The sequence below is a fragment of the Noviherbaspirillum massiliense JC206 genome (assembly GCF_000312045.1).
GTDB lineage: Bacteria > Pseudomonadota > Gammaproteobacteria > Burkholderiales > Burkholderiaceae_D > Noviherbaspirillum > Noviherbaspirillum massiliense.
Genome location: NZ_HE978634.1, coordinates 2,838,320 through 2,851,795, shown reverse-complemented (window position 1 = coordinate 2,851,795; position 13,476 = coordinate 2,838,320). Strand labels below are relative to the sequence as shown.

Annotated in this window: 16 protein-coding genes; 2 read left to right on the top strand and 14 right to left on the bottom strand. The window is 61.8% G+C overall.

Going from position 1 to position 13,476, the window contains the following annotated elements; genetic code table 11:
* Positions 1 to 58: 58 nt before the first annotated feature.
* Together lipA and lipB are read right to left on the bottom strand one after the other, a co-directional pair.
* Positions 59 to 1,042 carry a lipoyl synthase gene (gene lipA, locus HGHM_RS13960; protein WP_019142163.1) on the bottom strand — a complete coding sequence of 328 codons (984 nt, stop codon included), beginning with the start codon at positions 1,040 to 1,042 and terminating at the stop codon, positions 59 to 61.
* A 50-nt stretch (positions 1,043 to 1,092) separates the two neighbouring features.
* A complete protein-coding gene (gene lipB, locus HGHM_RS13955) occupies positions 1,093 to 1,734 on the bottom strand; it encodes a lipoyl(octanoyl) transferase LipB (protein WP_019142162.1) in 642 nt (213 codons plus the stop codon).
* A 231-nt stretch (positions 1,735 to 1,965) separates the two neighbouring features.
* Here lipB and HGHM_RS13950 point away from each other — a divergent pair, with 231 nt between their 5' ends.
* Positions 1,966 to 2,982 carry an asparaginase domain-containing protein gene (locus tag HGHM_RS13950; RefSeq protein ID WP_019142161.1) on the top strand — a complete coding sequence of 339 codons (1,017 nt, stop codon included), beginning with the start codon at positions 1,966 to 1,968 and terminating at the stop codon, positions 2,980 to 2,982.
* Between the two features lie 158 nt (positions 2,983 to 3,140).
* On the opposite strand, the gene HGHM_RS13945 is transcribed toward HGHM_RS13950, so the two are convergent.
* Positions 3,141 to 3,452, bottom strand: a complete 312-nt coding sequence (locus tag HGHM_RS13945; RefSeq protein WP_019142160.1) for a cupin domain-containing protein — start codon at positions 3,450 to 3,452, stop codon at positions 3,141 to 3,143.
* 47 nt (positions 3,453 to 3,499) lie between these two features.
* On the bottom strand, positions 3,500 to 3,853 hold the full coding sequence (locus HGHM_RS22335; RefSeq protein WP_019142159.1) for a DUF2917 domain-containing protein: 354 nt from the start codon (positions 3,851 to 3,853) through the stop codon (positions 3,500 to 3,502).
* A gap of 151 nt (positions 3,854 to 4,004) precedes the next feature.
* On the opposite strand from HGHM_RS22335, the gene gcvA reads away from it, so the two are divergent.
* Positions 4,005 to 4,907: a transcriptional regulator GcvA gene (gcvA, locus tag HGHM_RS13935; protein WP_019142158.1), complete on the top strand. Its 903-nt coding sequence runs from the start codon at positions 4,005 to 4,007 to the stop codon at positions 4,905 to 4,907.
* A 25-nt stretch (positions 4,908 to 4,932) separates the two neighbouring features.
* Here the strand turns inward: gcvA and HGHM_RS13930 are convergent, their stop codons facing one another.
* From HGHM_RS13930 to HGHM_RS13880, 10 genes are all read right to left on the bottom strand, one after another.
* The gene (locus tag HGHM_RS13930) at positions 4,933 to 5,202 is read right to left on the bottom strand and encodes an HP0495 family protein (RefSeq protein WP_085940186.1); all 270 of its coding nucleotides are present in this window, start codon (positions 5,200 to 5,202) and stop codon (positions 4,933 to 4,935) included.
* 106 nt (positions 5,203 to 5,308) lie between these two features.
* A complete protein-coding gene (locus tag HGHM_RS13925; protein ID WP_019142156.1) occupies positions 5,309 to 6,154 on the bottom strand; it encodes a D-amino acid aminotransferase in 846 nt (281 codons plus the stop codon).
* A gap of 303 nt (positions 6,155 to 6,457) precedes the next feature.
* A complete protein-coding gene (locus tag HGHM_RS13915) occupies positions 6,458 to 7,603 on the bottom strand; it encodes a D-alanyl-D-alanine carboxypeptidase family protein (RefSeq protein ID WP_019142154.1) in 1,146 nt (381 codons plus the stop codon).
* A 78-nt stretch (positions 7,604 to 7,681) separates the two neighbouring features.
* On the bottom strand, positions 7,682 to 8,317 hold the full coding sequence (locus HGHM_RS13910; protein ID WP_019142153.1) for an alpha/beta hydrolase: 636 nt from the start codon (positions 8,315 to 8,317) through the stop codon (positions 7,682 to 7,684).
* 70 nt (positions 8,318 to 8,387) lie between these two features.
* Complete coding sequence (locus HGHM_RS13905; protein WP_019142152.1) at positions 8,388 to 8,705, bottom strand: (2Fe-2S) ferredoxin domain-containing protein; 318 nt, start codon at positions 8,703 to 8,705, stop codon at positions 8,388 to 8,390.
* A 50-nt stretch (positions 8,706 to 8,755) separates the two neighbouring features.
* Complete coding sequence (locus HGHM_RS13900; RefSeq protein ID WP_019142151.1) at positions 8,756 to 9,883, bottom strand: VanZ family protein; 1,128 nt, start codon at positions 9,881 to 9,883, stop codon at positions 8,756 to 8,758.
* A gap of 71 nt (positions 9,884 to 9,954) precedes the next feature.
* Positions 9,955 to 10,569, bottom strand: a complete 615-nt coding sequence (locus tag HGHM_RS13895) for an ABC-type transport auxiliary lipoprotein family protein (RefSeq protein WP_019142150.1) — start codon at positions 10,567 to 10,569, stop codon at positions 9,955 to 9,957.
* 9 nt (positions 10,570 to 10,578) lie between these two features.
* A complete protein-coding gene (locus HGHM_RS13890; protein ID WP_019142149.1) occupies positions 10,579 to 11,514 on the bottom strand; it encodes an MlaD family protein in 936 nt (311 codons plus the stop codon).
* A gap of 18 nt (positions 11,515 to 11,532) precedes the next feature.
* Positions 11,533 to 12,315, bottom strand: coding sequence for an ABC transporter ATP-binding protein (locus tag HGHM_RS13885; protein ID WP_019142148.1), 783 nt, complete (start codon positions 12,313 to 12,315; stop codon positions 11,533 to 11,535).
* Entirely contained in the window at positions 12,312 to 13,442 is a 1,131-nt protein-coding gene (locus HGHM_RS13880; RefSeq protein ID WP_019142147.1) for an MlaE family ABC transporter permease, read from the bottom strand. The genes HGHM_RS13885 and HGHM_RS13880 overlap by 4 nt, the downstream gene beginning before the upstream one ends.
* Positions 13,443 to 13,476: the final 34 nt, after the last annotated feature.

The window sequence follows — 13,476 nt, the reverse complement described above, 5'->3', positions numbered from 1 at the left end:
ATGTCGCATCAATAAAAAAGGCGCCTCTGCGGCGCCTTTTTGTTTGCCCGGGAAAGGATCAGCCGAGCGCCATGCCCGCGCCATGCGCCTGCTGGTCGGCATGGTAGGAGCTGCGTACCATCGCGCCGACAGCCGCATGCGCAAAGCCCATCTTGTAGGCTTCTTCCTCGAACATCCTGAAGGTGTCGGGATGCACGTAGCGGCGCACCGGCAGGTGGTCGCCGGAAGGCATCAGATACTGGCCGATGGTCAGCATGTCCACATCGTGGGCGCGCAGATCGCGCATGACTTGCAGGATTTCTTCGTCGGTTTCGCCGAGGCCGACCATGATGCCGGACTTGGTCGGGGTCTCCGGATGCAATTCCTTGAAGCGCTTTAGCAGGCTGAGCGAATAGGCATAGTCGGAGCCGGGACGTGCTTCCTTGTACAGGCGTGGCACGGTTTCCAGGTTGTGGTTCATCACATCCGGCGGCGCGGCCTTGAGGATTTCCAGCGCGCGATCCATGCGGCCGCGGAAATCGGGCGTCAGGATCTCGATACGCGTGTCGGGCGACAATTCCCGCACATGGCGGATGCACTCGACAAAGTGGCCGGCGCCGCCATCGCGCAAGTCGTCGCGGTCGACGCTGGTGATGACCACATACTTGAGCTTCAGCGCCGCAATCGTCTTCGCCAGGTTTTCCGGTTCATTCGGATCGAGCGGGTCGGGACGGCCATGGCCGACGTCGCAGAACGGGCAACGCCGGGTGCATTTGTCGCCCATGATCATGAAGGTGGCCGTGCCCTTGCCGAAGCATTCTCCGATGTTCGGGCAGGAAGCTTCTTCGCACACCGTCACCAGCTTGTTCGCGCGCAGGATGTCCTTGATTTCATAGAAACGGGTTGAGGGCGAAGCCGCCTTCACGCGGATCCAGTCGGGCTTGGGCAGCTTTTCCGCCGGCACGATCTTGATCGGGATGCGCGCGGTCTTGCCGGCGCCTTTCTGCTTTTCGCTCGGGTTGTAGCCAGTGGCGGGTGCGGCGGAATTGTTCTCGGTGCTCATGATGCTGTTCCCCTGTCGCCGGAAGCTTCTTGCAGCGACAGGCGGAATCGTCAGGTCGTTAATAAATTGGCCAGGTTGTCGGCGAGCCTCAGTTGCACTTCGCGCAAAGGCACTTCCACGCCCATGGTTTTCATGTCGACCGTTGCCAGTCCGGCATAGCCGCAGGGATTGATCCATGAAAACGGCGCGAGGTCCATTGCGACATTCAACGATACGCCATGATAAGTACAACCGTTACCGCGCACTTTCAGGCCGAGCGCGGCAATCTTTGCGCCTTTCAGCTTGCCATCGGCGATGTAGATGCCGGGCGCGCCGGGCTTGCGCTCACCCGCAAGATTATACGCCGCCAACGTATCGATGACCGACTGCTCGATCCTGTGCACGAATTCGCGTGCGAACAGACGCGCGCCCGGACCACTGCGGCGCAAATCCATCAACAGGTAGATAACGACCTGGCCCGGTCCGTGATAGGTGACTTCGCCGCCGCGGTCGGTCTGGATGACGGGAATGCCGTTGGCATTCAGTACATGGGAGGGGTCGGCACCGAGGCCGAGGGTGAATACCGGCGGATGCTCGACGATCCATAATTCGTCCTGTGTGTCGCCGGTTCGCGCATCGGTGAAAGCGCGCATCGCGGCAAAGCTGGCTTCATACGGCTCGAGACCGCGATGAATGATCTTCGGTGTTGGCATTCCGAAATTGTACCGAAAGCTTCCGCGGGATGGCCGGGAAGACGGGCATCGTGGGTGCTGGCGGCGGGCGGACATGCATCATCGCTTGCATTCGGCCCGGCGCTGGGTAATAGTCTTTTCGCTTGGACAAGAGACGCTTGCGCGCCCCCCAGAATAGAATGTCTCGATGACAAGGCCGCCGAACGTGGGCCGCGGACTGTCTTTCGTCGTCTGGAAAAGGACAAAGCTTCAATGCGTGATAAAAACATTTGCCTGATCTACACGGGTGGCACCATAGGCATGGAAAGAACGGCGCAGGGTTACGCGCCGATGAGGCATTTCGCCATGGTCCTGTCGCAGCTCCTGCGCGAACACAGCAACAGCCTGCCGCAATATACCCTGCGACAATTCGAAGCGCCCATCGACAGCACCAATGCCACGCCGGAGGACTGGTGCCGGATCGCACACGACATCGCGAGTTGCTATCAGCAGCACGACGCGTTCGTGGTGCTGCATGGTACCGACACCATGGCCTATACCGCGGCGGCCCTGTCCTTCATGCTGCGCGGCTTGCGCAAGCCGGTCATCCTCACTGGTTCCCAGATTCCCATGCTGGAACTGCGCTCCGACGCGCCGCAAAATCTGATCGGAGCCATGCAGCTCGCCGCCCGCGATGACATCCATGAAGTCGCGATCTATTTCAGCCAGCGCCTGTTGCGCGGCAACCGTGCGACCAAGCTGAGTGCGCAGCGCCTGGATGCTTTCGACAGCCCGAACTATCCGAAGCTGGCGGAAGTCGGGATCGAGGTTGCGATGAATTCTGCTGCACTGCTGCCATGCCCGGACAGGGAGTGCTTCGAATTGCCTTCCTACGCATGCGGACAGGTGGTGCCCTTGCGCTTTGTGCCGGGCCTGCCGCTGCAGGCGGTGCAAGCCTTGCTCGACCTGGATCCGAAGGCGCTGATCCTGCAAGGCCATGGCGCAGGCAATGTGCCCGACCGCGATCCGGCGCTGAGGGAGATGCTTCGCGCAGCAAGCGAGCGCGGCGTGGTGCTCGCTTGCGGCAGTCAGGCTCCGCAAGCCAGTGTGCAACTGCATGCCTATGCGACCGGGTCGGTATTGGACGGTGCGAAAGTGGTCGGCACAGCCGACATGACCTTCGAAGCGACGTTCGCCAAGCTGCATCATTTGTTTGCCTTGGGCTTGACTGCGGATGAGGTGCGGCTGGCGCTGCTGCGGGACCTGAGTGGCGAGCTGACTATTCGGTAGCTGATGGGAGTTGTAACGACGAGCCGAGGTGTTGCGGTTGAGGCGTTGCTCTTGCCTTCGACTCCTCGCTTAAAGCGGTTTGAAGCGGTTTCCGACAGTGTGAAAGAAGGTAGGGTGCGCACGGCGCACCCTACTTCCCCATGGCATATTCGTTCCCATCAGACGCTTCCTTCTCTCTCCACGACCAGAATGCGGGCCGCGCCGCGCGGATGGGCGACATGCTCGCAGCCGGCGCCGGCGAAGAATACGTCCCCGGCGTGCAGCGCGGCGACTTTTTCCGTTCCATCCTCACGGTAGTGCATGTCCACGATGCCATCGAGCACAGCAAACACTTCCTCGCCATCATTGACATGCCATTCGTAGGGCGCATCGGTCCAGTGCAGGCGGACGGTGGTGCCGTCCATATTCGCAATATCGAGCGCGCCCCATGCCCGCTCTGCAGTGAATTCGCGGCTGCGGATGACTTTCACTTTTTTTCTCCCTGAAATATCCGGGTATTGTGTTGCCGCCGTCCCGGTTACAGATGACATGCCTGGCCCTGCGCGGCGGCAGCACGGCCTGTCTTCCGGGTGCCTGCCAGGTGCCGCACCCTCTGGACAACTTGCATGCCCAGTTCCCGCAGGAAGGAAGGGCGCCCGGCAGCAATCAGGTCCATCCGGCTTGCCCCCTGATCCGCCTCGATCACCGTCAGCCGGCTCGGCGGGATCGCGAAGCTGTCACCCGCATGCAGCCAGAAGTCACCGGAGTTTCCATTCACCGTCAGCCATACGCGGCCACTGCGGACATGCAAGATCCGTGGTTCGCGGGCGATGCCGGACACCGCCTCGCCGGGTTCGATCGTGATCGCCTGTTTTGTGAATAAATCTGTCATGATAATTGCTCCTGGAAGGATTCCCGGTCTGCGGAGGCGGGCCGAGTTTTTTATGCTTTTTCGTCTGCCACAGATGAATGGTAGTCCTTGCAAGGCAATTATCTAAACGATATATTTTCTCTTTCCTTGCTAATTCAATTCACATAAAAACATGGCTGATCTGCGCCGACTGCCAAACCTCGCCGCGCTGCGCGCCTTTGAAGCGGCGGCGCGGCATCAGAACTTTTCGCGTGCCGCCGACGAGATTCACGTCACCCATGGCGCCATCAGCCATCAAGTGCGCATGCTGGAAGAAGAGCTGGGCGTCGCCTTGTTCGCGCGGCATGGCAAGCGCATCGCCATCACGCCGGAAGGGGAGCAGTTCGCCGCCGTGCTGCGCAGGGCGCTGGGAGAGGTGGCGAGCGCGGCCGAAGCCCTGAAGGCCTCGTCTTCCCAAAAGAAACTCACGATCTCTGCACTGACTTCATTCGCGGCACGCTGGCTGGCGCCGCGCCTGGGGCACTTCATCGAGCAGTATCCCGACCTGGAAGTGATGCTGCAGGCGAGCAACCATCTGACCGACTTCGTCCGCGAGTCGGTGGATGTCGCCATCCGCTTCGGCAGCGGCAATTACCCGGGCCTGACTGTGGAAAAGGTGATGGATGACTGGTACTACCCGGTGGCAAGCCCGCGCTTCAATCGTGGACAGTTGCCGCGCACACCTCAGAAGCTGGCGCAAGGCATGCTGCTGCGCTGCGAAGGCGAACCCTGGGCGCCGTGGTTCCGCGCGGCCGGCGTGCAGTTACCGGAGCCAACCGGCGGGTTGATCTTCCAGGATTCATCGATGCTGATCCGCGCTGCCGCGGAAGGGCATGGGATTGCGCTGGCGCGCCACTCGATTGCGCTTACCGAACTTCAAGCCGGCGAACTGGTGCGCCTGTTCGATGTGGCGACCGCTTGCCCGCATTCCTATTACTTTGTGTGTCCGCCGAGCGCGTTGCAAAAGCCGCAGGTGCAGGCTTTCCGAAACTGGCTGTTTGAGGAACTCGGCAAGCAGCAGCAAGCCGCGCCCTGAGGCCGCAGGCGAAGTAGTCCTTTTGTTACAGAACCACTTTCACCATCGGATGCGAAGTCAGCGCGCGGTAGAGGTTGTCGAGCTGTTCGCGGCTGGTGGCGCGCACGGTGACGGTGAGCGAGAGATAAGTGCCTTTCGAAGAGGGGCGCATTTCCATCTTGCCGGCATGGAAAGTCGGATCATGCTGGGTGACGACCTCTACCATGGTCTGGGCAAAGGCATCCTGCATCACACCCATGATCTTGATCGGAAAGTCGCTCGGATATTCGATGAGGCTGTCGGTAGGCTGGGGCATGGCAATCATCTATGGCAGGGCCGGGCGCGCGCACCCGGCCTGAAAAACTTGCGGCCCTTCGCATAAGGACCGCTCACATGATTTTCATTTTACGCCAATGCGCAACTCATGCCGCCTTTGCCGCCTGATAAGCCGCATACAGTTTGCGGAACACCGGGCCGGGCTTGCCGCTACCTATGGTCTTGCCATCGATCGTGACCACCGGCAGCACTTCCTTGGACGCCGAAGACAACAACACTTCATCGGCGGCGAATACTTCCTTACGGGGAATGCGGCGCGCTTCGAAGGTAATGCCGCTGGCGGCACACAATTCTTCGATCAGGCCGTAACGGATGCCTTCGAGGATCAGGTTATCTTTCGGCGGTGCCATCAGCTTGCCATCCTTGACGATCCAGACGTTCGACGCCGATGCCTCGCTCAGGAAGCCATCGCGGAACTGGATCGTTTCCGTGGCACTGTTTTCCGCCGCATGCTGCGCAGCCAGCACATTGCCGAGCAGCGAAGTCGACTTGATGTCGCAGCGCAGCCAGCGCTTGTCCTCCATCGACACGCAGGCCACGCCATTTTCACGCGCCTGCGCGGAAGGCGGGGTGATCGGATTGGTCATGATGAACACCGTCGGCTTCACCTCCTGCGGAAATGCGTGACCCCGCTTGGCCACGCCGCGCGTGACCTGCAGGTAGATCAGCTGGTCGTCCGAGGGATGGGCTTGCGCCACCTTGCCGATCAAGGTCATCCACTCTTCCTCGCTATGCGGATTCGGAATACCGATCGCCGCTAGGCTGCGGAACAGGCGCGCCATGTGCTGTCTGGCGCGAAACAGCTTCCTCGCATACATCGGCACCACTTCATACACGCCATCTCCGAAAATGAAGCCGCGGTCGAGTACGGGGATCTTTGCTTCAGACAGGGGCGTCATTTCGCCATTGAGGTAGACGAGAGGGTCTTGCATGCTGTGGTCCTTGTGAATGGGGGATGAGGAATTTTTGCATAAACGCGGAGAGTGGGTTATGCAAAATGGGTATGGGGACAGGCTGTGCTGCGTGGGAAGGGGGGCAGGTGGAGACGGTGGTGCCGCAAGACAAAGACGCGGTGCATCGCGCTGTGCTGCATATCGGCGACTGGTGTTCGCTGGGGGCTGAGTGCGTGCGAAAGAATTTTCGATAGTCCGTCCCGCAGGAACCGAGGCTTGCGGCCATGAGGGGGGAGCCGCAAGCCGGATGACCGGACGCATGAGCGCCTGGTCGTTACTACATCACTTCATCCACAAGCGCACCGAATCCCAGGCGCGGCCGAAGATGGTGGCCTGGTTCACCTGTTCCAGCGCGAGCACCGGCAGTTCGGTCACGGGCTTGCCGTCCACCATCATCTTCAGGGTGCCGACCTTGCTGTTCTGCGCGATCGGGGCCACCAGCGGATCCTTGCGCTCCAGTACCGGCTTCATCTTCTCGGCCACGCCCTTGGGCACGGTCACGTAGACGTCCTGGTTGAAGCCGATCTTGACCTGGCCTTGCGAGCCTTTCCAGACGTCCGGCGTCGCGACCGGCTGGCCCTTGGCGTACAGCTTGACGGTATCGAAATTCTGGAAGCCCCAGTTCAGGAGCTTCTGCGTTTCCTGGGTGCGCACCTGGTCGGAGGCGGTGCCGATGACGACGGCGACCAGGCGGCGGTCGACGTTGCCATTCGGGCGATGCGCCGTCGCGATCAGGCAGTAGCCGGCACTGGAAGTGTGTCCGGTCTTCAGGCCATCGACCGTCGGATCCAGCCACAGCAGGCGGTTGCGGTTGGGCTGCTTGATCTTGTTATAGGTGTATTCCTTGATCGAATAGATCTTGTAATCCTCGGGGTGGTCATTGATCACATGCGTGGACAGGGTGGCCAGGTCCTGCGCGGTCGAATAGTTGCCGGGATCGGGCAAGCCGTGGGCATTGGCGAAGTGGGTCGATTTCAGGCCCATGCGTTCGGCTTCGCGGTTCATCAGGGTGACGAAGCTTTCTTCCGTGCCGGCGACGGCTTCGGCCAGCGCGACAGCGGCATCATTGCCGGACTGGATGATCAGGCCGTACAGCAGGTCGTTGACCTTGACCGGAGTGGCCGGGTCGATGAACATTTTCGAGCTGCCCGAATCGACTTTCCAGGCGCGCACCGAGACGTTGACCATCTGGTTCGGATCGAGCCGCTTTTCCTTGATGGCCGAGGAAGCCAGATAGGCGGTCATGAGCTTGGCCAGCGAAGCTGGCTCGATGCGCAGATTCGGCTCGTGCGATGCCAATACCTGACCGCTGGTGGCGTCCAGCAGCAGCCAGGACTTGGCGGCGACGATCGGAGCAGGCACGGATTGCGCCAACGCGGCGGACATGGAAAGGACGGAGGCGGCGATGGCCGCTAGAAATTTTTTCATGGGTGGCAAATTGAATAAGGCCGGGGCGGAAACGCTACGGCAGGACCAGGGAAAGACGCTGCGAATTATAGCGCCGCATCAACGGCGCCACATTTCGACCACGAAATTCTTTATGTGTTGCAACTTGCGATGGAAAAAATGATCCGCGCCCGGAATCACGATGACCGGCAGGTCTTGCGGCCGTGCCCAGTCGAGCACATTGGCAAGGGGAATCGTGTCGTCGAGTTCGCCGTGGATCAGGATGGTATTGGGTGGCACATTTGGCATCGCCCATTTACCGGCGGCCGAACCGACCAGCACCAGACGCTCGGCCGGAACACCCCGTTCCGTCAGGCGTTGTTGCAATTGTGACTGGACGAAGGTGCCGAATGAAAATCCGGCAAGCGCCACCGGCAGCCCCGGATACTGGCTGCGCATGTGCTCCAGCAGCAGGGCCATGTCGTCGGTTTCGCCGCGGCCCGTGTCATGCACGCCTTCGGATTTGCCGACGCCGCGGAAATTCATGCGCGCGGTGGCGTAGCCGAGGGCAACGAAGGCGCGTGCCAGCGTCTGCGTGACCTTGTTGTCCATGGTGCCGCCATACAGGGGATGCGGATGCGCCACCAGCGCGATGCCGCGCGGCGAGGGGAATTGCTCGGGATCCGGCAAGTCCAGTGCGCATTCCATGGCGCCGGCCGCGCCGGTGAGGAAAAAGTATCGGGTTTGAGCGTTCATGCTTTTTTGTTCATGCCAGGCTGCGGCAATGCATGCAGATGCAGGTGCCGCACGGATGCGGGATGCGATATCAGATCTTCAAGCGTTCGACCGGCTTGCCGCCGACGAGATGGCTGTCGATGATTTCATCGATGTCTTCCTGGTCGACATAGGTGTACCAGGTGCCTTCCGGATAGACCACGACCACCGGCCCTTCTTCGCAGCGGTCGAGGCAGCCGGCCTTGTTGATGCGGACCTTGCCCTGACCATTCAGATTCAATTCCTTGATGCGGCGTTTCGCATGTTCCTGTGCCGCCTGCGCGCCCTTGTCGGCGCAGCAGGGCCGGCCTTCCTCGCGCTTGTTCAGGCAGAAGAAGACGTGATGCTTGTAATACTGCTCATCAGCCATGAGTGACCTGCTTGGGAAAACTGTTCGGGAGGAGGAATGATACACCTCGCTCATTTCTTCATCAGGCGATGCGTCGGATGGGACAGGAACCAGAGCGCGAGGAAGGGCCAGAACAGCGACAGGAACTGGGCCGCGCCATTGAAGTTCAAGAATTTGCCTTGTATCCAGGTTTGCAAGGTTGCCACGAAATAAGGATTGATGGGCACGAGGTTGGCGACGACGACACTGATCGTCAGCATGAGCGCCGCCACGCGCCGCTGCACCGCCTGGCCGGTGAAGGCCAAGCCCGACAGCATCATGGCGCCGACCAGCAGCCCGCCCTTGGCGCCCGGCGTGAGCCACACGAAAGCGCTGTCGGGTGAAAACGCAAGGGCATTTGCCATCGACTTGACGGCGAATGCGGCGGCGATCATCAGCAGCATCAGGCGCGCGCGCGGGGCTTGCCGGCGCATCATGCAAAGCAGGGTCAATGCCGCGCCGGTCAGGCCCGAAGCGGTGATGATGGTCTCCGACAGCCAGTATTCCTGCGCCGTCAGCTTCAGGTCGCTGGTGAGCATGGCTGCCAGATCGAAGGGCTCTTCCATCCATTGTGTCAGCCAGTCCGACAGGATGGGCAGGACCTGTCCATGGCCGAACAGATAGGCTTGCGGATAAATCTGGGCCAGGGGCCAGAGCCCGACCACGATCAGGCCACGGCTCGCTTCCTGCGAAAACCACTGCTGGCGCAATTGCACCAGCCGGCCCTGCTGCAGGAAGCCGCGCGTGAGCAGCATGCCCGCCAGCGCGCCAAGACTGCTGCCTGCGGCATTCGTGATCAGGTCGAGATTGGATGACACCCGGCTCGGCAGGAAGGTTTGGACCGCCTCCATCACGCCCGACAGCAGGATGCCGGCAAGGATGGCAAGCGCGCCCGCCGCAAGACCGCGCAGGCGGGGATAGAGCGCAAACACCATCAGCATGCCGAAGGGGAAATAGGCGATCACATTGGTGACGGCATCAAAGACGGTCCAGTAATGCGGCAAGGGCGCAAACAGGAATGACCACGGCTGCAGCCCCATGTTGTGCCAGCCTGAAAACGGATACCAGCTGGCGTACACGATCAGCAGGATGTACATCAGCAGCCCGACCCGGGCGAATACGGAGGCGTCGGCGCGCGGATTGGCAGGCGGTTCAGTCATGGAGATGGTGCGGGTGCGTCAGATGCCGCAGTTGCTGCAGCATGAAATTTGTGGTCCGGCCACATGTGCATTCACTTCCCGGCTGTCTGCAGCATCGCTAGCCAGTTCACCATATCACGGATGAGCATGTCGCTGGCAGCTGCCAAGGCGCGGGCGCCACCACTTGCGTCGGCTGACGGAGCAGGTGTTTGCGCCGCGAAGGTCTTTTGCGCAACCAGGGTGCGGCCGTTGAACAGGGAGGCGCGCAGGCTGATCTGAGCGAGACTGTGCGCCGGGACGGTGAAGTCCTGCATGAAATTCTCGAGCTCGATCCGCAGCAGCGGCACATTGGCCGCGCCATCGCTTGCGGAGAGCGCCGCGCCGCCTGCCTGGGCAATCCGCGATTTCAAACGCTGTACCAGCAGGGCTGCCGGTGCCATGCTCCACCGGCTTTGCGCATAGGCGTGCGGCTGCTGGTCATTGGCATAGGACAGGCGATAGAGCATGAACGTATTGTCGAGCCATGTCGGCGCGACTGGCTCGGCAATGCTGACCGGACGCAGTGCCGGCAGGGGAGCATTGCCCTCTTCGGCGCGTACCGGGCCGAAATCATAGATCGTGGGCGCCACGCGGGACGCGCAGCCGCCGAGGAGCGCGATCGCGCAGGCTGCAAGCAGGATGAAATGGAATCGGATAAGTTTTTCCATGAAGTGTCGTTATTGATGTGGTGCGGAGAAGCCGGCTTCACCCGGACCGGGCTGGACTGCGGGCGAGCCGAACAGGACGCTTTGCGGGCGATCGGTGAAATTGTCGAGCGCACGGTTGAGCGCACGCATCGAAGTTCGCGCCTCGCTGGTGAGGGGCAGCACATCCTGCTCGAAGCGGCTCGCCACCGATCCGAACTGGTCGACGGCGGTCGACAATCTTTCCAGGGGGCCGTTCGGCGTCCGCAGCTGCGTTGCGATCCCGTTCAGATTGCCGGTAAGCGCATGGGCTTCCGTCGACAGCGCAGTGATCGAATCCAGCGCCTGCTGTGTCTGCTCTGCAAGGGACGGCAGTTTTGCGAGCGTGGGCTGGAGCCGGCGCGGAATATCCTCGAATTCGTTGGCGGTTTTGCTGACGTTGTTGAAGGCCGCAAGCATCGATTTCTGGTTCGCCGGCGCTAGCAGGTCATTGATCTTGCGCGCAACTTCCTCGGTCTGCTGCAGGATGGCCAGCCCGCGATTCTGCAACTGGTCAATCAGGCTCGGGCGCATCTCGATCCGGGCGACATGGTCCGGCCCGCTTCTGACGCGCACAGGACGCGAACTGTCGTCATCCAGCTGCACGTAGGCGATGCCGGTCACGCCCTGATAGTTGAGTATGGCGAAGGTCGATTCGGTGACAGGCGTGTCGGGGCGCACGCCGATGTCCACCAGGATCTGCCCCGGTACCTCGGGATCGAACTCGATGTTTTCCACCTTGCCGACGTCGAGGCCGCGGTAACGCACTGCCGCCTGCGGGCTGAGTCCCGGAATGGAGAGTTTGGTCGCGATCTGGTATGGCACCCATTCCACCCGGTCTCGGTTCAGCCAGAGCGCGGCCAACACCGTCGCCACCAGCAGCGCGATGGTGAAGGCTCCCGCCAGCAGGGCATGCGACTTATTTTCCATAGACTGTGTTCCTGATGCTCATGATGCCTGGTTCAATACTTCCAGCGCGCGCCGTCCGCGCCCGCCGAGGAAAAAGTGCTCGATGAAGGGGTGCTGCACACGGATGACTTCCTCCGGCGTGCCGGAGGCGATCACATGCCGGTCCGCCAGCACCGCGATCCTGGTCGACAGCGCGAACAGCGTGTCGAGATCGTGCGTCACCATGACCACCGTAAGACGCATTGCCTGGTGCAGGGTTCGAATCAAGGCCACGAAATTGTCCGACCGGTCGGGGTCCAGTCCCGCAGTGGGCTCGTCCAGAAACAGCAGTTCCGGCTCCAGCGCCAGCGCGCGCGCCAGCGCCACCCGCTTGACCATGCCACCCGACAGATCGGCCGGCATCTTCAAGGCGTCGACAGGACGGATGCCTACCATGTCCAGCTTCAGCAGGGCTGCATCGCGGATCAGGTCTTCGGGCAGCGTGCGCAATTCCCGCATCGGCTGCGCGACATTGTCAAAGGCGGTAAGCGCGGAAAACAGAGCGCCTTGCTGGAACAACATGCCCCAGCGGTTGCGCAGGCGCTGCAGTCGTACGCCATTGATCCGGTGGATATTCTCGCCGAAAACCTCGACGCTGCCGCGCGTCGGCCTTTCCAGGCCGAGCATCTGCCGCAGCAGCGTGGTCTTGCCGGAGCCGGAGCCGCCCACCAGCGACAGGATTTCGCCTTGCCCCACTTCCAGGCTCACGTCCTGGTGTACGACGGACTGGCCGAACTGCGTCCACAGGTTCTGTATGCGTATGACCGGAGTGCTGGCGCTCATAGGCGGAACCCCACGCCCTTGAACAGGATGGCGAAAATTGCGTCGGCCAGGATCACGACGGTGATGGCAGTTACCACCGAATAGGTGGTGCCCGCGCCCAGGCTTTCGGTATTGGCCTTGACGCGCAGCCCGAAGTGGCAGGCGACGAGGGCGATCAGGGCGCCGAACACCACGCCCTTGGCAAGCCCGATCCAGTAATTTGCCAGCGGCACCGCGTTCGGCAGCTTCTGCAGGAAATAGGCCATCGACAGATCAAGCTGCATCTTGGCTGCCACCATGCCGCCAAGCAGGGCGATGGCATCGGTCCATACCACCAGAAGCGGCATCGACACTGACAGCGCCAGCACCCGCGGCAGGATCAGGCGAAAGCCGTGCGGCATGCCCATCACCAGCATCGCATCGAGTTCCTCGGTCACCCGCATCACGCCAAGCTGCGCGGTGATCGCGGAACCGGAGCGGCCGGCCACCAGGATGGCGGCGAGCATCGGCCCGAGTTCGCGGATGATGCTCATGCCGAGGAGGTTCACCAGGTAGATGTCGCCGCCGAAGGTATGCAACTGTTGGGCCGAGAGAAAGGACAGCACGATACCGATGAGGAATCCGACCAGCGCCGTGATGCCGAGCGCCTGATAGCCAATGTGAAAGACATTCGCCGAAATTTCCTTCCACGGGCCGAGCTGCGGGCGTGCGAGGAAGCGCCCGGCATCCAGCACCAGCTGCCCGATGAGTGCGACGAAGTCGTGCAGGTGCTGGAGAAAGTTGCGCAAGGCCCGGACCGGGACGAGCGGGGCATACCAGGGCCGCCGCGGCTCGGCCGGCAGCGCGGTCGCGCCGGCCTGCTCGATGCGCTGGAAGAAGTCCGCATGAGCCGGCGCAACCGCGAGCTGCGTCGGCCGGGACTTGCCCCAGATATTCCAGAAGAGCTGGGCGCCGATATGGTCGAGGGCAGCGATGTGCGACAAATCCCATGCCGCCTGCGCCCCGGAGGGCAATTCCCGCAGCGTTGCCCGCAGCCTGGCGATGACGCCGCGCTGCGCCAGCGCCTGCACCCGCCAGGAACCGCGCGCCACGATGGTCGGGCGCTCGCGCTGTTCCAGGATGAGGGTAGGGAATTGCTCGATTGTCATGTGCGCAGTTTAAGGGAGATCGCGGACAGCGTCA

Coding starts and splice junctions, on each gene's coding strand:
- HGHM_RS13880 (WP_019142147.1), bottom strand. CDS start 13,442: ATGACAATCGAGCAATTCCCTACCCTCATCCTGGAACAGCGCGAGCGC.
- HGHM_RS13925 (WP_019142156.1), bottom strand. CDS start 6,154: ATGCAAGACCCTCTCGTCTACCTCAATGGCGAAATGACGCCCCTGTCT.
- HGHM_RS13915 (WP_019142154.1), bottom strand. CDS start 7,603: ATGAAAAAATTTCTAGCGGCCATCGCCGCCTCCGTCCTTTCCATGTCC.
- HGHM_RS13910 (WP_019142153.1), bottom strand. CDS start 8,317: ATGAACGCTCAAACCCGATACTTTTTCCTCACCGGCGCGGCCGGCGCC.
- HGHM_RS13905 (WP_019142152.1), bottom strand. CDS start 8,705: ATGGCTGATGAGCAGTATTACAAGCATCACGTCTTCTTCTGCCTGAAC.
- gcvA (WP_019142158.1), top strand. CDS start 4,005: ATGGCTGATCTGCGCCGACTGCCAAACCTCGCCGCGCTGCGCGCCTTT.
- HGHM_RS13895 (WP_019142150.1), bottom strand. CDS start 10,569: ATGGAAAAACTTATCCGATTCCATTTCATCCTGCTTGCAGCCTGCGCG.
- lipB (WP_019142162.1), bottom strand. CDS start 1,734: ATGCCAACACCGAAGATCATTCATCGCGGTCTCGAGCCGTATGAAGCC.
- lipA (WP_019142163.1), bottom strand. CDS start 1,042: ATGAGCACCGAGAACAATTCCGCCGCACCCGCCACTGGCTACAACCCG.
- HGHM_RS13930 (WP_085940186.1), bottom strand. CDS start 5,202: ATGCCCCAGCCTACCGACAGCCTCATCGAATATCCGAGCGACTTTCCG.
- HGHM_RS13885 (WP_019142148.1), bottom strand. CDS start 12,315: ATGAGCGCCAGCACTCCGGTCATACGCATACAGAACCTGTGGACGCAG.
- HGHM_RS13890 (WP_019142149.1), bottom strand. CDS start 11,514: ATGGAAAATAAGTCGCATGCCCTGCTGGCGGGAGCCTTCACCATCGCG.
- HGHM_RS13900 (WP_019142151.1), bottom strand. CDS start 9,883: ATGACTGAACCGCCTGCCAATCCGCGCGCCGACGCCTCCGTATTCGCC.
- HGHM_RS13950 (WP_019142161.1), top strand. CDS start 1,966: ATGCGTGATAAAAACATTTGCCTGATCTACACGGGTGGCACCATAGGC.
- HGHM_RS22335 (WP_019142159.1), bottom strand. CDS start 3,853: ATGACAGATTTATTCACAAAACAGGCGATCACGATCGAACCCGGCGAG.